The following is a 16,665-nucleotide window of genomic DNA, read 5'->3' as shown; positions in this document are numbered from 1 at the left end:
CAAGCCGAGGTTTCCGCATGAGCATCGTCCGCCACGAGAGCGGCTCCCGCATGAGCCAGGTCGTCGTCCATGGCGGTCTCGTCCATGTCTCCGGCCAGGTCGGCCGCGACGGCACCGAGGTCGGGCCACAGACGCGTGCCGCGCTCGCCGAGATCGACCGCCTGCTGGCGCTGGCCGGCACCGACAAATCGCGGATCCTCTCGGCAACGATCTGGCTCGCCGACATCGCCGATTTCGCTGCGATGAACGCGGTCTGGGACGCCTGGGTCGATCCCGCCAACCCGCCCGCCCGCGCGACCGGCGAGTCGCGGCTCGCCAAGCCGATCTATCGCGTCGAGATCATGGTGGTCGCCGCGCTGCCCTGAACGGCTCAGCCGGCCGGCGCAAGACCATCCAGCCATGCGCCGAACATCGCCGCCGCGGCCAGCGCGAGCGGTGGCCCGAGGCGCCTGGCGTCGGCGCGCAGCACGCGCGGGTCGATGCCCGCGCCGGCGATCTCAGCGGCATGGCCGACCAGCCAGCGCTCGAAGCCGTGCTGCGTATCCGCCTCGGGATGAAACTGCAGGCCGAGCACAGTGCGTCCGACCGCGAAGGCCTGCGTCGCGCAGACCGGCGTCGCGGCGAGATGCTCGGCGCCCTCCGGGATGGCGAAGGCGTCGCCATGCCAGTGCAGCACCGCGACGCCGTCCAGATGGCGCAGCGGGCCGGCGCGGCCGGCTTCGGTCAGCGTCAGCGGCGCGAAGCCGATCTCCTTGACGCCGGTCGGCGCGACCTTGGCACCCAGCGCCGCGGCGACGAGTTGCGCGCCGAGACAAATGCCGAGGATCGGACGACCGCTCGCAAGCCGGCGCGCGATCAGCGCCGTCTCGTCGATCAGAAAAGGATAGGCCTCGGTCTCGTAGACGCCGATCGGTCCGCCGAGGACGACAAGGAGATCCGGCTCCAGCGGATCGAGCGCCGCGAAATCGTCGAGACCGACATCGTGATAGCGGACCGCATAGCCGCGCTGTTCGAGGACCGGTTCGAGCGTGCCGAGATCCTCGAAATGGACATGGCGAATGGCGACGACGTGCTTCACGGCGATCCTCGCGGCGAGAGAGGCGGTGCGCTCTGGTAGCCGCGTTTTGAGCCGTGCTCAAGGCGGGAGGGGCGCTTGGGTCAGTCAATCGCGCAGCGCCGCTCACCAAGGAGATTCCGCTGCAAAACGTTGATTCTCCGCCATCGCCTCAGTCTCCGCCGTCATCCCGTGCTCGACACGGGATCCATGCAGCCGAGGCGCAAGACGACAGCGAGTCTCAGGCTGAATGGATCCCGGCTTCCGCCGGGATGACGGCACGTTGGACGGCGGCTGGGTGTCTATCCCCAATGTGACGTCACCCTCTTACGGCGGCGTCCGCAAGGGGGAGGAAGGCCCATTCAAGCCCCCAGGCCTACATGATGCCTGTTTCGGCGAAGATGCCGCTCGTGTCGCGGCCTGCGAGGATCATGTCGCGGACGACGTCCTCGCCGGCGACCTTCTTCAGCGCCGCCGCGACGATGTCGCCGACATGGGCCTTCGGCACGGTCAGGACGCCGTCGATATCGCCGACGATCAGGTCGCCCGGCTCGACGCGGCAGCCATTCTTGAACTCGATCGGACAGCGATAGTCGATGACGCGGCCACGCACACGCTGGTCCTGCGCATAGGAGCCCATCGAGAAGACCGGGAAATCGAGCTTCAGGATCTCGCGCGTGTCGCGATGATAGCCGTCAAGCACCGCGCCGACCGCGCCGAGCTTCGCCGCGCGCGTGCTCATGAGGCCGCCCCAGAGCGCATACCGCGGCGAGGAACCGGTGCAGATATAGATCTCGCCGGCCGACAGCTGGTCGAGCGCCTTGAACATCAGTCCGAAGGCCTCGTTCGAGCCGTTATGGCCAAGCGACTCGCTGGCGCAATCGGCCTCGAGCACCGGCATGGCGCGGCCGACGAGGACATGCTCGCCCACCAGCGCGCGGATCTCCGGCGGCAGGAACTGCCGCGTCAGCCCGGCCACGTCCATGACGTCGCCGATCACGGCGGTGAAGAGTTTCTCGCGAACGATCGCGAAGAGTTCGGCATCCTGCATGGCGTTCCTCAGATGGCGTCGAGCCCGGAAAGGTCGATCTCTGTAATGTGCCAACGACCGAGATTGGCGGTGTAGAGCTTCGAACCCTTGAAGGCGATGTTGGTCGGATGGGCCATCACGGTGGCCTTCGGGTCCTCGATCAGCAGTTCGAGCGGTCCGCCCTCCTTCTTGCGATAGATGCGGCTCGGCTCGTAGCAGGAAATGTAGAGCGCGCCGTCCGGTCCGAAGGCAAGGCCGTCCGGGACGTTCGGCACCGGCTCCGCGATGCGACGGACGGCCCCGGCGGAACCATCGGCGCGGATTGCGACGAAGGAGACGCAGGGCACGTCGCTCTCGACGACATAGAGGCCGCTGCCGTCCGGGGCGAGCAGGCAGCCATTGGCGAAATCCATCGGCGCGTCGCACCACACGCCGCCGGCGCCGCTCGCGAGATCGTAACGGAAGACGCCGGGTCCGATATTGTTGTTGCCGCGGCTGTCGGTGACATAGAGTACGCCACGCGCTTCATCCACGACGGGATAGTTTGGAACGCCGATGCCGGAGGCGGCGAAGCGCTCGAATGCACCGGTCGCCGCCTCATAGCGGAAGATCGCCGCATGCTTCAGGTCGCAGGCGAAGACATTGCCGGCCTTGTCGAAGGCGATGCCGAGCAGGAAGCCGCCGGTCGAGGCCATGAGGTGCGCCGCGGAGCCATCGGCCTCGATGCGGATCAAATCGCCCGTCTCGGTGCCGCACCAGACCGAGCCATCGGGATGTATGGCGACGCCCTCGGGATGAGCGAGGCGCGGGGTCGAGAACACGCCGTCGAAGAAGACCCTTGCGGCGGCGATATCGAGCAGCGGCTTCATGCGATCCCTCCAGCATAGTGTTCGACGAGGCGCCGGTCCTCGGCCAGGATCGACGCGATCAGGCCGCCGCGCTCGCGTGCGCCGACGAATTCGAGTCGGCGAAGGCCGAGCGGATCGATTTGCCGGCGAAGGATATCCAGTATGTCCGCGTCGGGCAGGTCGATTTCCCGGCAATCGGCAGCGAAGCGCGGCGCGAATCCGGTGGCCGCGCCGATCGCCGCGCGGCTTGCGCCGGGCATGATCTCGGCGACGACCAATTCGCGCGTCTCCGCGTCGAGGCGGAAGACGCTGAGATCGGTGAAGATCTGCGCGCGCCCGGTCCGATAGCCCGCTGCGGACCGCTCTGCCGCGTCCAGCAAGCCGCGCCCGGAACTGGCGAAAGCAACCTCGTCGACGATCGAGAGCGGCGAATGGCGGGTGACGTAGATCGCATAGTCGCGATGCATGTTGGAGACATCCGCCATGCCGCCTTGCCCGGGCAGGCGGAGCTTGCCGCCGCTCTTCTTCACGAGCGCCAGATTGTTGACCCGCCCGAGCCGATCGACCTGTGCAGCGCCGATGATCTCATGCGTGACCGCGCCGGCCTGGTAATAGGTCGAATAGGTATCGTCGCCGCCGGCATGGGCGGCGGCTGTCTCCGCATCGAGGTTTTCGAGCGCCGAAAGCAGCATCGGCGAAGGCGCGATATCGAGATGGCCGCAGGAGAGCGTCGCCAGCATCATGCGCGGGGCATGCGTCGCCTTGGCGAGGCGGTAGGCGACATTGGCGAGCGGCGACACGGCGCCGGCCGAGGCGAAGCTCTCATCGTCGAGTTCGGCGGCGAGGCGGACCGCCATGATCTCGTCGATGGTCGGCGTCGCGGGCGCCGGGAGGATGGCCGGGAAGCGCTGCGGCAGATCGGCCGCGCGGATCGCGACGGCACGGCGCGGATGGGCCGGAACACCCGCCTCCGGCAAAGCGAGGCTTTCAGCGAGCGGCGCTTCGCTCTCGAACGCCGCTGCGAGCGCGGCATAATCGGTCGCATAGAACGGCAGGCACGAGGCCGGCCAGGCGCCGCCGGGCACGACGGCGATGGCCGAGATCTGGTTGCGCGTCAGCACGGTCTGGCGGCCGGCGGCACCGAGCGTGCCGACGGGGACGATCTCCTCCACCGTAACCAGCACCTTCTTGGCCGCGCCGACCATGGCGATATCCAGCGCGCGGGCGCCGATGATCTGGACATTGCCGCTCGCATCGGCGCGTGGCGCATGCAGCACGACCGTATCGAGGGCGAGCGGCGGGATCGCGCCGATCGGCTCGCCGACAAGCGGATCCGCGACGGTGCGGGCACCGGGGACCCGCTCCATCATGGACGAGCCCATGGGAAGCTGGAACGCGCCGGACGGCATGTTGCGCTGCGCGGCACGCAGCGCCTCGATCATGGCGAGCGCCGTCCAGTCGCGAAGGGGAACGGCCTCCGCCTCGGCGCTGGCGCGAAAGCGCGGCGGCAGGCCGAAAATGTCGAGGCTGGAGAAGCACAGATCGATCGAGCCGACGCAGCCCGCCTCCAGCAGCATTTCGAGCGCGAGCCCGCCGGCCCAGGCGGTGTAGGCGAGATTTCTTTTGTGCAACGCAGCAATGCTGCGCAGCAAAGCGATCGGCAGCCGCGCGAAATGATGCCCGCCGACGCCGAAGCAATCACCATCCGCGACCATGCCCGCCAGCGTCGCGAGATCGACGAAGGCTGGGCTGTTGGATTTGACGAGGCTCTGGCGGGTCACGACGAAGCCCCGCCCGACGGGCCCGGCTGCACTTGAGCCCTCCCCTTGAGGGAGGGCCGAAAGTGCGCAGCACTTTCGGGGAGGGGTCGCGGTGCCGATCGAGAAACACCGGCAGCTGTAAGGGCCGGCCCAGGCTGCGGAGCGGGCCATCGAAGCAACCCCTCCCCGAAGCCGCTTCGCGCCTTCGACCCTCCCTCAAGGGGAGGGTTCAGAAACGGCGCGCTCGCCCCCGCCTCGTCCCCCGCCATCGTCACAGCGCCTCCGCCTCGATGCGGTAGCGCGTCGTGAAGATCTCGCCGGCCGCAAAGTCGCGCGCGGTCGACGTGCCGGAGCGCGCGATCGGATTGTCGGCGCGCGCGGTCGCGGGGCCGAGGCCGAAGGGCGAGCAGATCGGCTCGATGCCGATGGCGACATGCGTGCCGTCGAAGGGCGCGAATTTGCGGCCACGATTGGAGAACCACAGCAGCAGGCTGGGGAAATGCTCCTTCTGCCAGATCAGGCGGACGCGGTAGCCCTCGGCGCGATTGGCGAGTGCGCAGCTGCCCTCGATGCCGTTCAGCTGCACCAGTTCCTCCGCATCGTCGGCGAGCGGGATGCGCGAGGCGTCGGTCGTGCCACCATTCCGGAGCGGGACGGCGCGCAGATCCTTGAACGAACGGTCGATGGCGAAGAGCGGCCCGGCCGGCTCGACGGTACCGGGATAGGTGCGGCCTTCCGTGAAGGGCGCCGGCTCGAGGTGGCACGCCTGCGCCAGCTTCGGCAGGCGGAAGGTCGGATGCAGGCCGATCGGCAGGCGGCAGGCGGCGCGCGTCTCGATCGTGAATTCGATATCGACCGCGGCGGCCTGCGGGTCGGGCGTGATCCGCCGCTCGACGCGCGCGATCGGGCTGGCGTCCGGATAGTCGAGCGTCAGCGCGAGCGACCCGTGAGCGCCGTCCAGCCACTGCCATTCCGCATTGGAGGAATGGCCGTGCAGTTCCTCGCCGGCCTCGGGCGTGCCGAGCAGCGGGGCCCAGTCGGGCGCGGCGTCCGGAACGGGCACTGCATAGCCGAAGGGCGCGCAGGACCAGTCGCCGCGAAGGCGCTTGAGGATGCCGGGCAGGCCGTCGGCCTCAGGCGTCCCGGCCCAGGGCGCGATATGCATCGGGCTGACCTGCCGGCCGCCCGCCACCACGAAGGTGATCGGCGCCAGCATCGCGCCGAGACGCTGCACCGTCAGCGCGCCGTGAGCCCAGCCGAGCCCGCGATAATCGTCCGTCTCGCCGCTCATCCCCTCCCCGCTTTCTCCGCTGCCTTTTCGGCGGCTCTCGCCACGCTCTTCTGCGCAAAGGCCTTCACCCGCGCCTGGCCGATTTCACTGCGATAGAGCGCGCAGACGAGCTCGCGCTCCTGTTCGAGGCCGAGGGCGAGCTCGCTCTCGCGCGCCACCGCCGTCAGCCGCTTCAGCCCCTCGACCGCCTCAGCCGGTTCGGCGGCGATCTCGCGCGCGATCTCCAGCGCGCGCGGCACGAGCCGCTCGGCTTCGACCACCTCGTTGACGAGGCCGCAGGCGACGAATTCGGACGCCGGTAGGATCGCGCCGGTCATCAGAAGGAAGTTGGCGCGGTTGCGGCCGAGCTTGGCGACGCTTCGCTGTGTCCCGCCGCCGCCGGGCACCAGGCCGAGCTTGATCTCGGGCAGGCCGAACTTGGCGAAATTCGAGGCGACGACCATGTCGCAAACGAGGACCAGTTCGAAGCCGCCGCCGAGCGCGAAGCCGTTGACCGCGGCGATCACAGGCTTCGCATTGTCCTCGATCGCGGCATACATGCGGGCGCCGTTCTTCTGGAAGGCGTCGAACTCGGCGCCCGTCTGCGCAGCATACTCCTTGATGTCGGCGCCGGCCATGAAGCCGCGCCCCTCGCCCGTCACGACGATCGCGCCGACCTCGCGGTCGTCGGAGAGCCGCTCGAACACCTCGGTGATCTCGGCCATCATGCGCCGGTTCATCGCGTTCAGCTGGTCGGCGCGGCGGAAGGTAACGAGCGCGACGCGGTGCTCGCGGGTGACGGTGAGCGTCTCGAAGCTCCAGCTCATCGCATCAGGCCCGCTCGATCGTCATGTCGCCGGAGGCTTCGAGCGCATCGATCTCGTCCGCGGCGAAGCCGAATTCGGCGAGGATCTCGCGGCCATGCTCGCCGACCATCGGCGCCGGCCGGTCGATCGAGGGCGGCGTCTCGCTCATGCCCACCGCCGGGGCCACGACCTTGACCGTCCCGGCCTTGGGATGCTCGTAGCTGGTGATCATCTTCATGTGCACCACCTGCGGATCTTCAGTCGCCGCGCGGATATCCTGCACGGGCGCCGCCCAGATATCGACGGAGAAGAGCCGCTCGAGCAGTTCGTCGCTGTCGAACTTGCTCGTCTCGGCGTTGACCTTCTCCCAGACCTCGTCGCGCTTCTTGAACAGCGTCTCGAGATCGTCATAGACGGCGAGGTGCGGCGCCTCGAGCACGGTGTAGAGCGTCTTGAACGGGCTCATGGCGATCGAGACATAGCGGCCGTCGCGCGTCTCATAGACGCCGAACGGCGCCTGCATGCCGGGATGGCCGATGCCGGAATTGGGCCGGACGAAATCCTCGCCGAGATTCATCACGGCGCAATATTCCTGGCCGAGATGCGCCAGCATGCCGGCCATCAGATTGACCTCGACCTTCTGGCCCTTGCCGCTCTTTTCGCGCCAATAGAGCGCGGAGAGGATGCCATAGACCATGTTCATCGCGCCGATCTGGTCGGCGAGCCCGGAGCCGGCGGGAATGGGCGGGCCGTCACCTCGGCCGGTATTGGTCTGCAGGCCGACAAGGCCCTGGATCAGCATGTCCTGCCCGGGACGCTCCAGATAGGGGCCCTCCTCGCCATAGCCCGAGCCCGAGCAATAGACGATGCGCGGATTGACGGCCTTGAAGTCGTCATAGCCATAGCCGAGCCGGTCGAGCACGCCGGGGCGGAAATTCTGCACGACGACATCGGCCTTCTTCGCCATCTCCATGATGATGGCGTGCACCTTGCGGCTCTTGAGATTGAGCGCGATCGACCGCTTGTTGCGGTTCCAGGCGAGGAAGTTCGGGCTCTCCGATCCGCCGACCCATTTGGCGAAGAAGGTCATGGAGCGGAAGAGATCGCCGGGACCGGCGCGCTCGATCTTGATCACGTCGGCGCCCATATCGGCCAGCAGCTGGGTGGCGAACGGCCCCTGCAGCAGATGGCTGAAATCGAGAATGGTGACGCCGGAGAGGGCCTTTTCCATGATGGTGGTGCTTTCGTTGGGCTGGCGTCAGACGAGGTCCGGCACGAAGCGCGGGGCGGCGGTGAGACCGCCGTCGACCTTCAAATCGATGCCGGTGGTGAAGCCGGCGGCGTCGCTGGCGAGGTAAATCGCGGCCTCCGCGACCTCCTCCGGCTTTCCGATGCGGCCGATGGGATGCATCTTGACCCAGGCGCGCGCGACATGTTCGCCGAGATCGGCGATGACCTTCTCGTTCATCGGCGTCGCGATCGTGCCGGGCGAGATCGAATTGAAGCGCACGCCGACCGGCCCGAACTCGACCGCCATCTGCCGCGTCATCGACAGCACGGCGCCCTTGGCACCGGCATAGGCGGTCCAGCCATCGAGGCCGACATGGCCCTGCGCCGAGGCCATGTTGATCACCGAGCCGGATTTCTGGCGGATCATGTGTGGCAGGGCAAATTTGCAGCCGCGGAAGACCGAGGTGAGGTTGACCGCGATGAGGCGGTGCCATTGCGCGTCGGTCATCTCATGCACCGGCATGCCGCCGATCGCGATCGCCGCATTGTTGACGAGCACGTCGATGCGGCCCGTCTCCTCGACGGCCGTCTCGATCAGCGCGGCGATGTCGCCCTCGACCGAGACGTCGCAATGGACATAGCGCGCCTTGCCGCCCTCGCTGCGGATCGACGCCGCGGCGGCCTCGCCCTTCGCGTCGTCGATGTCGGCGAGATAGACGCTCGCGCCCTCACGCGCCATGCCGCTCGCGATCGCATGGCCGATGCCGTCCGCGGCGCCGGTGATGACGGCCGTCTTGCCCTGAAGTCGTCCCATGACGAGCCTCCCTATGGCTGGCGCCGCTTCCACTCGTCGAAGCCGACGGCGGCGATGATGATGAAGCCGGTGATGACGAGCTGCCATTCCGTCGCGAGGTCGAGCATGCCGAGCCCGTTCGACAGGAAGGAGAGGATCAGCACGCCGAGCGCGGCGCCGAACAACGAGCCGACGCCGCCGGAGAGGCTGACGCCGCCGAGCACCACGGCCGCGACCACCTGGAACTCGAAGCCGAGACCGGCGACATGCACGGCCGAGCCGAGGCGCGAGGCGAGCAGGATGCCGGAGACGGTGGCGAGCAGCGAGGAGATGATGAAGCAGGTGAACTTGACCCGCTTCACGTCATAGCCGGCAAGGCGCGCGACCTCGGGATTGCCGCCCACGGCATAGACCTTCCGCCCGAAGGTGCGGTGACGCATGACGTAGGCAAAGACGAGCAGCAGCGCGAAGGCGATCAGCGCCGGATAGGGCACCACTTCGAACAGGCGGCCATTGCCGAGCTGGAAGAAGCTTTCCAGCATCACATCGTCGGGGATCGCCTTCTGGCCGGTATAGAGATAGACGCCGCCCCGCAGGATGAAGAGCGTGCCGAGCGTGGTGATCAGCGAGTTGATGCCGAGATAGGCGGCGAGGAAGCCGTTCACGATCCCGACGCAGAGGCCGAGCGCCAGCGCCGCCGCGATGCCGAGCGCGAGGGATTCCGTGGCGTTCATCACCGTGATCAGCGGGATCGCCACCGCCGCGACGAGCGAGCCGACCGAGACGTCGACTTCGCCGGAAATGAAGACGATCGCGACGCCGACGCCGGCGATCATCGCAAGCGACGCCTGGCCGAGCACATTGGTGAGGTTGCGCACCGTCAGGAAGGTGTCGGAGGCGAGCGCGAAGAACAGGATCACCGCCAGAAGCGCGACGACGAGGCCGATCTCGCTGCGGCGGAACAGGATGCGCGCCAGGCCGGGCGATGCGCTCCCAGAGGCGGAAAGGCTAGGCGATTGCGGCATTCAAGATCCTTTCCTGCGTCGCTTCCTCGCGCGAGAAAGTCGCGGTGAGGCGTCCCTCCGCCATGACCGCGATGCGATCCGAGAGGCCGAGCAGCTCCGGCATTTCCGAGGTCATCATGATGACGGCGAGGCCCTCGCCGGCGAGACGGTCGATCAGCGCGAAGATCTCGGACTTGGCGCCGACATCGATGCCACGCGTCGGCTCGTCGACGACGATCACCTTAAGGCCTCGCATCAGCCAGCGGGCGAGCAGCACCTTCTGCTGGTTGCCGCCGGAGAGATTCTTGATCGGCTGGAAGAGACTCGGCGTCTTGACGCGGAAGCGATCCACGAAGGACTGCACTGCGCTCCGCTCGCTGCCCTCATCGACGAAGCCGGCCTTCGCGAAGCTAGAGAGCGCCGCGAGGCTCATATTCTGCTGCACCGGCAATTCGAGCATCAGACCTTCGAGCTTCCGATCCTCCGTCAGCAGGCCGATGCCGAGCGAAACCGCCGTGCGCGTGTCGTGCGGCTTCAGCGCCGTGCCGTCGATGGTGATGCGGCCGGTACGGATCGGGTCATAGCCGACGATCGCCTTGGCAAGTTCCGTGCGGCCGGCGCCCATCAGGCCGAAGAAGCCGAGCACCTCGCCGGCCCGCGCCTCGAAGGAGACGTCCTTGAGCTTCGTGTCCGTCGAAAGCCCCTCGACGGACAGCGCCACCTTGCCGGCGGAGCCGGTGCGCGAGCGGGGGAAGAGGTTCTCGATCCGGCGGCCGATCATGTCGTGGATCAGGCTGTCATGGGTGTGCTCGCCGATCGGCTTGGTCGAGATGTGACGCCCATCGCGCAGCACCGTCACGGTGTCCGAGATCTCGAACACCTCGTCGAGCTTGTGGCTCACATAGACGACGGCGATGCCGAGCGCGGTCAGGCGGCGGATCACGACGAAGAGGAGTTCGACCTCCTTCGGCGTCAGCGACGAGGTCGGCTCGTCCATGACGACGATCTTCGCCTCATGGGCGAGCGCGCGGGCGATCTCGACCATCTGCTGCTGGCTGACGGGGAGATCGCCGGTCCGGGCCGCCGGATCGACGGCGAAGCCGATCCGATCGAACAGTGCCTTCGCCTCGGCGCGGATCGTCTTCCAGGCAATCGAGCCGTCGGCGCGCCTCGGATATTCCTCGAGGAAGATGTTCTCCGCGACGGTGAACTCGGAGATCAGCGCGATCTCCTGAAAGACGACCTTGATGCCCTTCTTCAGCGCGTCGCGCGGCGTCTTGAGCTCGGTTTCGACGCCGCCGATGGCGATCGTACCCGAATCCTTGCCATAGACGCCGGCCAGGATCTTGATCAGCGTCGACTTGCCGGCGCCGTTCTCGCCCATCAGCGCATGGACTTTGCCGGGCATCAGCGTCAGGTCGACGCCGTCGAGCGCGACGACGCCGGGAAAGCGCTTGCCGATGCCGCGCATGGCGAGCGCGGGAACGTCAAGGGGAATAGCCTCGTTCCGCGTGAGCGTCTCAGCGTGCATCGTTCCGCCTCCGCACGATATCGAGCCAGGTGGCGAGGATGATGACGAGGCCGGGCACGACCATCTGCAGGTCCTGGTTCCAGCGCAGGATTATGATGCCGTTATCGACGATCTTCAGCACGAGCACGCCGAGCAGCGTGCCGAATAGCGTGCCGCGGCCGCCGGCGAGCGAGGTACCGCCGAGGATCACCGCGGCGATGACGGTAAGCTCGAAGCCGCGGCCGGCCGTGGGCTGGCCGGCATTCATCAGCGAGGCGAGGATCAGGCCGGCGACGCCGACGAGCAGGCCGGTGATGACGAAGGCAAGGAGCTTGAGCCGCTCGGCGCGGAGGCCCGAGAGGCGCGCGGCGCGCAGATTGGCACCGACCGCATAGAGATAGCGGCCGAACAGGGTGAAGCGCAGCGTCACATAGCCGACGGCGAAGATCACGGCCGCGATGATGACGGGGATCGGAACGGGCCCGACATAGCCGGCGCCGATCGCGGTGAAGGCGTCGAGCAGATGATGGTTCTGCACGGCCTCGCGGGTATAGAGATAGACGCCGCCCTGCAGGATCATCATCGTCGCGATCGTCGCGATCAGCGAATTGATCTTGAGCCGCGTGACGACCAGACCGTTGAAGAGGCCGACAGCGCCGGAAAAAGCGAGTGCCGCGAGCGCGCCGAGCACGACCGAATGGGTCCTGTTGGTCACGTCCATCGCGACGCAGCCCGTGAAGGCGAGCGAGGCACCGACGGACAGATCCACCTCGCCGGCCACCAGCAGCATGGTCATGCCGACGGCGACGATCAGCACCAGCGCGCATTGGCGCAGGATCGCGATCGCGTTGTCGGGCGAATAGAACTGCGGCGCCGCCAGCGAAATGCCAATGCACAGCACCGCCAGCAAGCCGATCAGCACGATCTGGCTGTTGTCGGTGAGGGCACTCAAGGAGACGCCGCGCTTTCGCGCCGGAAGGGTGTCGGTGGTCATGAGGCGGCTCGGAACATTGGAACTCGCAAGGTTCGGCACAACGGAGCGAAAGCCTTCCCTTCACCTCGCCCTGAGGGAGAGGTCGGCGCGCAGCGCCGGGTGAGGGTTTACGGCCTATCCGGACGGGTCCCTAAACCCTCTCCCGTCGGCCTTCGGCCGCCGACCTCCCCCTCAGGGGGAGGTGAAGAAAGGGCTGCTCGCCATCAGGAAGAAATCGCCGGGGACGGCGGACCGTCCCCGGCAGTCTGGATGACGGCTTATTTCTTGAGATCGGCTGCCGTCTTCATGCACTTGTCCGGCGCCTTGACGGCGTTGACCGCGTCCCAGTTGATGGTGCGGACATTGCCGTCGACCGAATAGTACTTCTTCCAGCCATCGCCGAGCATCGGCGTGGTCGGCGAGACGATCCAGCTCGGGACCTCTTCCTTGTTGTAGAGCTTCACGGCCGCGTCGATGGCCGTGAAACCGACCTTCTCCGGGAACATCGCCGCCTCGATCTTGTAGGACGGCTCCTTCTCGATGGCGTTGATGAAGGCGAGACCTTCGCCGCCGGTGCCGACCACGAGCAGATCGTCCTGGGACTTGCCGGCCGCCTTCCAGGCCTGCAGGCCGCCGAGCGACGAAGAGTCGTTGATGCCGTAGATCACATTGACGTCGCCGTTCTGGGCGAGGGCAGCGGCCGAGACTTCGAACGAGCGGTCGGGATTGCCGCCGCCATCGAGGTCATGGACCATCACCGCATCCGGCACCTCGGTCTTGATGCCGTCCATGAAGCCGTTGGAACGCAGCACCGTCGCCGAGAGCAGCGGCAGGCCGACATTCATCACCTTCGCCTTGCCGCCGAGATGCTCCTTGGCATATTTGCCCGCCTCGACGCCCGCGTGATAGCCGGTGTCGTAGTCGCAGATCGCGACCAGCGTCGTCATGCCCTTGACCGGATTGCCCTCGAGGACGATCGGCATGTTCTCCTGCTTCGCGCGGCGCAGCAGCGGAACGACGGCATCCTCGTTGACCGGGGTGATGATCAGCACGTCGACGCCCTGGGACATGAAGTCCTCGGCGGCGGCGATCTGCTTGGCCGCATCGAGATTGGCGTCCTTGACCTCGACCTCGAAGCCGAGCTGGGCGGCGCGGTCCTTCATGCCCTTGATGACGTTCTGGTACCACTCATGCGTCGCGTAGTTCACGACGTAGCCCACCTTCTTGGGCATTTTCTCGGCGAAGGCCGAGCCGGTCACCATCACGGCGACGGCGGACGTGGCCAAAAGGCCGATCAGAAGCTTCCTCATGCTCTCTTCCTCCCTCTCATTCCGCCCTTCCCGGGCGGCAGGTATCGTTCAGGGGCTCTCCGCGCGGATCACGCGATTGCGCCCCTCGCCTTCGGGCGCACCGAGCGCGCGCGAAATGTCGTTTGCCGCGGCCCGCGCGGACGCCAGCACGCTCGCCCGGTCGAACCGCGCGCGCTTCTGCGCCACATAGGGAACGGTGAGCGCCGCGACGGTCGATCCGACATGGTCGCGGATCGGCACGGAAATGTTGATGCAGCCCTCGACGGCGAGCGAGGCGCGCATCTCGTAGCCCGCCTCCCCGATCGCGGCGAGGCGCGCGGCGATCTCGTCGGGCGTAGCGCCCGCCTCGCCCTCAGCCAACGCCGCGGCGATCACCGCCTGGCGCTCTGCCGGCGGCAGCGCCGACAAGAGGACAGCGCCGGAGCTCGTCTCGAGCACCGGGAAATGCGAGCCGAGCGCCACCGAGTAGCGCATCGGCAGGGGCGAATCGACCTGCAGCACGACCAGAACCGTCGAGCCGCGCAGCACGACCAGATGGCAACTCTGATCGGTCTCGCCGACCAGCGTGCGCATGACGGGCAGCGCCGCATCGACGAGCCGGTTGACCGGTGGATGCATATGCGCGAGTTCGAACAGCTTCAGCGACAGGCGATAGCGATCGGCCCGCGTGCGGATCAGATAGCCGCGGCCTTCGAGCAGCTGGATGACGCGGTAGATCTCGTGGATCGAGCGGCCGAGCCCGACCGAGATCTCGGTCTGCGTCACGTCCTCGTTGCGCGCGGCCATGAACTCGAGGATGTCGAGCGCCTTCTCGGCAGCCGGCACCTTGTAGTCGCGGCGCGCATCCCCGCCGCCCGCCTCATCCTCGCGCTCGACCTCGGGAAGGCTCATACGGCCCTCCGCTCGGGTGCGGCCGCGGTCAGCGTCTGCGCATAGCGGCGGTTCAGCATGACGGCGAGTTCGGCGGCCGACAGGCGTCCGGCGATCGCATCGGCCGCGGGATGGGTCAGGTCGCGGAAGAACCCGATGAAGCCGGGATGCGTCGGACGCAGCAGCGAACGCGACAGCGTCGTCAGCGTGTCGGCGAAGAAATTGCGCGTCAGCGCATTGACCGCCGGATCGCGCCAGGCGGCAAGCGAGCCGGGCTGGCCGCCGAAGCGGACATAGTCGCCGCGCTGAAACTCGGCCGAGCACAGATGCAGCGCATAGGCGATCGCCGCCTCGCGATGCTGGGAGAAAGCCGAGACGCCGATGCCGGCGCCGCCGAGCAGCGCACCACGAGAGCCGGGCGCCGGCACATCGGTGAAGGCGAGGCGCGGCGCCGCCTCGCGGGCCGCATAGTTCACATAGCCGAAGGCATAGGGAACATAGACCACGTCGTCATGCGCGATCATGTGGTCGTAGCAGCGGATCGGGTTCCACTCCGCCGACAGCGGATGCGCATAGGCGACCAGCGCCCGCAACGCGTCGATCGCCTGCTCGACCGCCTCGGGCGGCAGGAACTGCCCGCCCTCCCCGATTGTCGCGCCGGCACCGGCGGCGACGGTCATGACGAGGCACATCGCATCGGTCGGGATGAAGGGCAGCGCGATGTAGCGGCCATCCTTCCGCAGCCGCGCGCCGAGCGCCAGCACCTCGGCATGGCTCTTCGGCGGTCCGTCGGCATAGGCACCGAGCAGGTCAGGTCGATAGGAGGCGACCTGCGCCGCCGCATCGATCGGCAGCGCCCATTGCCGGCCGCCGGCCTGATAGGAGCGCCACGAGCCGCCGACGGAATCGGCCTCGAACCGCGCCGTCTCGGCAGCCGAGAGATAGGGGTCGAACGGAACCGTCAGCCCGGCCTCGGCGATATCGCCGATATAGGGATGGTCGAAGACGACGAGATCGTAGCGCCGCACGGCCTCTTCGAGCCGCCCCTCGCCGAAGTCGTGAAGGCTCTGCCGATCCCACACGATGTCGAAGCCCGGATGGGCAGCGCGCCAGGACTCGACGCTCGCATCGAGCGGCCCCCAGCAGCGCCTGTGATCCCAGGCGAGCCCACGCAACATCGCCGTCATTCCTCCCGCTCCTCCCGTCAGTGCCGAACTTGATCGGCTTGTCCGGGACGATAACTCCCATTTTTATTTGTGCAAACAGTTTTCTTATGTGCCGACTTAATCCGCGATCCGATCGAAATCCGGTCGTTCGCGGGGCCGATTGCCGTACTAATATATTAGTAGACCGCCATCGTCCAGTGGGTTACGCTGCGTCCCGAAGTCGTCGTGTTGCGCCGCCCAGCGATCGTGCGGCATGGATCGGACGGATGGGCCCGACGCGATACGGATGGCGGGCGAAGGAAGGGCGAGGGTCGATCAGGTGGAAGCGGCGTCCCCCATGAAGACGCGCTCGGCGGCGCAGGGCATCTATGAGCTGCTGCGCGGCGAGATCGTGATGAATGTCCTCAAGCCCATGGACACGATCCGCGAAGCGGCGATCGCCGAGCGGCTCGGCGTGTCGCGTACGCCGGTGCGCGAGGCGCTGCTCCGCCTCGCCGATCTCGGCCTTGTCGATATCTATCCGCAGAGCGGCACGCGCGTCGCGCCGATCCGCATTGAGAAAGTGCGCGCCGCGCAGCTGATCCGCGAGGCGGTGGAAGTCGAGATCGTCGGCCGCGCCGCGCTCGACGCCGATGCGGAAACCCTGGCGCGCCTGGAAACGCTCGTCGACGACCAGCGCATCGCGGCCGGGCGCGGCGACATACGCCGCCTGTTCGAGCTCGACGAGGCGTTTCATCGCGCGATCTTCGCGGCGGCCGGCTTCCTCTCGGTCTCGGAGGAACTTGAAGACCTCCGCGTCCATCTCGACCGGCTACGCTACATCTCGGTCGCCTGGCCGCGGCCGGCGGAGTTCATCGTGCGCGAGCACACCGCCATCCTTGCCGGCATGGCGGCACGTGACGCCGCTGCGGCCGCCGCCGCCATGCGCGCGCATCTGCGCGCCGTGCTCGCGCCGCTCGCCATCCTTTCGCAAGACATGCCGCAGGCCGCCTCGGGCTAGGCCTCGGACACTATCAAGCAGCCGAACAGGCGCAGCCAAGA

The 16,665-nt window shown here is 67.4% G+C and carries 16 protein-coding genes; 2 read left to right on the top strand and 14 right to left on the bottom strand.

Annotation, left to right across the window (positions count from 1 at the left end):
• The first annotated feature begins 17 nt into the window (after positions 1–17).
• Complete coding sequence (locus GGR25_RS13850; protein WP_183399357.1) at positions 18–365, top strand: RidA family protein; 348 nt, start codon at positions 18–20, stop codon at positions 363–365.
• 5 nt (positions 366–370) lie between these two features.
• On the opposite strand, the gene GGR25_RS13845 is transcribed toward GGR25_RS13850, so the two are convergent.
• The 14 genes from GGR25_RS13845 to GGR25_RS13780 form a co-directional block, all read right to left on the bottom strand.
• Complete coding sequence (locus tag GGR25_RS13845; RefSeq protein WP_183399356.1) at positions 371–1,078, bottom strand: glutamine amidotransferase; 708 nt, start codon at positions 1,076–1,078, stop codon at positions 371–373.
• Positions 1,079–1,430: 352 nt separating this feature from the next.
• Positions 1,431–2,105 (bottom strand): RraA family protein, encoded by a 675-nt coding sequence (locus tag GGR25_RS13840; RefSeq protein WP_183399355.1) that lies wholly within the window; start codon positions 2,103–2,105, stop codon positions 1,431–1,433.
• A gap of 8 nt (positions 2,106–2,113) precedes the next feature.
• Complete coding sequence (locus tag GGR25_RS13835; protein ID WP_183399354.1) at positions 2,114–2,953, bottom strand: SMP-30/gluconolactonase/LRE family protein; 840 nt, start codon at positions 2,951–2,953, stop codon at positions 2,114–2,116.
• Complete coding sequence (locus tag GGR25_RS13830) at positions 2,950–4,713, bottom strand: CoA-transferase (protein WP_343068057.1); 1,764 nt, start codon at positions 4,711–4,713, stop codon at positions 2,950–2,952. The genes GGR25_RS13835 and GGR25_RS13830 overlap by 4 nt, the downstream gene beginning before the upstream one ends.
• A 250-nt stretch (positions 4,714–4,963) precedes the next feature.
• A complete protein-coding gene (locus tag GGR25_RS13825) occupies positions 4,964–5,983 on the bottom strand; it encodes an aldose epimerase family protein (protein WP_183399353.1) in 1,020 nt (339 codons plus the stop codon).
• Positions 5,980–6,789, bottom strand: coding sequence for an enoyl-CoA hydratase/isomerase family protein (locus tag GGR25_RS13820; RefSeq protein WP_183399352.1), 810 nt, complete (start codon positions 6,787–6,789; stop codon positions 5,980–5,982). The genes GGR25_RS13825 and GGR25_RS13820 overlap by 4 nt, the downstream gene beginning before the upstream one ends.
• Positions 6,790–6,793: 4 nt before the next feature.
• Positions 6,794–7,999, bottom strand: a complete 1,206-nt coding sequence (locus tag GGR25_RS13815) for a CaiB/BaiF CoA transferase family protein (RefSeq protein ID WP_183399351.1) — start codon at positions 7,997–7,999, stop codon at positions 6,794–6,796.
• A gap of 27 nt (positions 8,000–8,026) precedes the next feature.
• Positions 8,027–8,812, bottom strand: a complete 786-nt coding sequence (locus GGR25_RS13810; RefSeq protein WP_183399350.1) for an SDR family NAD(P)-dependent oxidoreductase — start codon at positions 8,810–8,812, stop codon at positions 8,027–8,029.
• Positions 8,813–8,823: 11 nt separating this feature from the next.
• Positions 8,824–9,816 (bottom strand): ABC transporter permease, encoded by a 993-nt coding sequence (locus GGR25_RS13805; RefSeq protein ID WP_183399349.1) that lies wholly within the window; start codon positions 9,814–9,816, stop codon positions 8,824–8,826.
• Positions 9,800–11,326 carry a sugar ABC transporter ATP-binding protein gene (locus tag GGR25_RS13800; protein ID WP_183399348.1) on the bottom strand — a complete coding sequence of 509 codons (1,527 nt, stop codon included), beginning with the start codon at positions 11,324–11,326 and terminating at the stop codon, positions 9,800–9,802. The genes GGR25_RS13805 and GGR25_RS13800 overlap by 17 nt, the downstream gene beginning before the upstream one ends.
• The gene (locus GGR25_RS13795) at positions 11,316–12,299 is read right to left on the bottom strand and encodes an ABC transporter permease (RefSeq protein ID WP_183399347.1); all 984 of its coding nucleotides are present in this window, start codon (positions 12,297–12,299) and stop codon (positions 11,316–11,318) included. Before GGR25_RS13795 ends, GGR25_RS13800 begins: the two co-directional genes overlap by 11 nt.
• A 257-nt stretch (positions 12,300–12,556) precedes the next feature.
• Positions 12,557–13,588, bottom strand: coding sequence for a sugar ABC transporter substrate-binding protein (locus GGR25_RS13790; RefSeq protein ID WP_183399346.1), 1,032 nt, complete (start codon positions 13,586–13,588; stop codon positions 12,557–12,559).
• A 48-nt stretch (positions 13,589–13,636) separates the two neighbouring features.
• Positions 13,637–14,479, bottom strand: coding sequence for an IclR family transcriptional regulator (locus tag GGR25_RS13785; protein ID WP_183399345.1), 843 nt, complete (start codon positions 14,477–14,479; stop codon positions 13,637–13,639).
• Positions 14,476–15,645: an ABC transporter substrate-binding protein gene (locus GGR25_RS13780; protein ID WP_246409641.1), complete on the bottom strand. Its 1,170-nt coding sequence runs from the start codon at positions 15,643–15,645 to the stop codon at positions 14,476–14,478. The genes GGR25_RS13785 and GGR25_RS13780 overlap by 4 nt, the downstream gene beginning before the upstream one ends.
• Positions 15,646–15,961: 316 nt before the next feature.
• On the opposite strand from GGR25_RS13780, the gene GGR25_RS13775 reads away from it, so the two are divergent.
• A complete protein-coding gene (locus tag GGR25_RS13775; protein WP_183399344.1) occupies positions 15,962–16,624 on the top strand; it encodes a GntR family transcriptional regulator in 663 nt (220 codons plus the stop codon).
• The last annotated feature ends 41 nt before the right edge of the window (positions 16,625–16,665 follow it).

Origin of the sequence: Kaistia hirudinis (assembly GCF_014196455.1) — a bacterium.
GTDB lineage: Bacteria > Pseudomonadota > Alphaproteobacteria > Rhizobiales > Kaistiaceae > Kaistia > Kaistia hirudinis.
This window is presented reverse-complemented; position numbering and strand designations above follow the sequence as displayed.

Excerpts from the sequence above, each read along its gene's own strand:
- GGR25_RS13805 (WP_183399349.1), bottom strand. The coding sequence starts at position 9,816 with ATGCCGCAATCGCCTAGCCTTTCCGCCTCTGGGAGCGCATCGCCCGGC.
- GGR25_RS13815 (WP_183399351.1), bottom strand. The coding sequence starts at position 7,999 with ATGGAAAAGGCCCTCTCCGGCGTCACCATTCTCGATTTCAGCCATCTG.
- GGR25_RS13840 (WP_183399355.1), bottom strand. The coding sequence starts at position 2,105 with ATGCAGGATGCCGAACTCTTCGCGATCGTTCGCGAGAAACTCTTCACC.
- GGR25_RS13790 (WP_183399346.1), bottom strand. The coding sequence starts at position 13,588 with ATGAGGAAGCTTCTGATCGGCCTTTTGGCCACGTCCGCCGTCGCCGTG.
- GGR25_RS13775 (WP_183399344.1), top strand. The coding sequence starts at position 15,962 with ATGAAGACGCGCTCGGCGGCGCAGGGCATCTATGAGCTGCTGCGCGGC.
- GGR25_RS13780 (WP_246409641.1), bottom strand. The coding sequence starts at position 15,645 with ATGACGGCGATGTTGCGTGGGCTCGCCTGGGATCACAGGCGCTGCTGG.
- GGR25_RS13800 (WP_183399348.1), bottom strand. The coding sequence starts at position 11,326 with ATGCACGCTGAGACGCTCACGCGGAACGAGGCTATTCCCCTTGACGTT.
- GGR25_RS13820 (WP_183399352.1), bottom strand. The coding sequence starts at position 6,789 with ATGAGCTGGAGCTTCGAGACGCTCACCGTCACCCGCGAGCACCGCGTC.
- GGR25_RS13785 (WP_183399345.1), bottom strand. The coding sequence starts at position 14,479 with ATGAGCCTTCCCGAGGTCGAGCGCGAGGATGAGGCGGGCGGCGGGGAT.
- GGR25_RS13850 (WP_183399357.1), top strand. The coding sequence starts at position 18 with ATGAGCATCGTCCGCCACGAGAGCGGCTCCCGCATGAGCCAGGTCGTC.
- GGR25_RS13795 (WP_183399347.1), bottom strand. The coding sequence starts at position 12,299 with ATGACCACCGACACCCTTCCGGCGCGAAAGCGCGGCGTCTCCTTGAGT.
- GGR25_RS13810 (WP_183399350.1), bottom strand. The coding sequence starts at position 8,812 with ATGGGACGACTTCAGGGCAAGACGGCCGTCATCACCGGCGCCGCGGAC.
- GGR25_RS13835 (WP_183399354.1), bottom strand. The coding sequence starts at position 2,953 with ATGAAGCCGCTGCTCGATATCGCCGCCGCAAGGGTCTTCTTCGACGGC.
- GGR25_RS13825 (WP_183399353.1), bottom strand. The coding sequence starts at position 5,983 with ATGAGCGGCGAGACGGACGATTATCGCGGGCTCGGCTGGGCTCACGGC.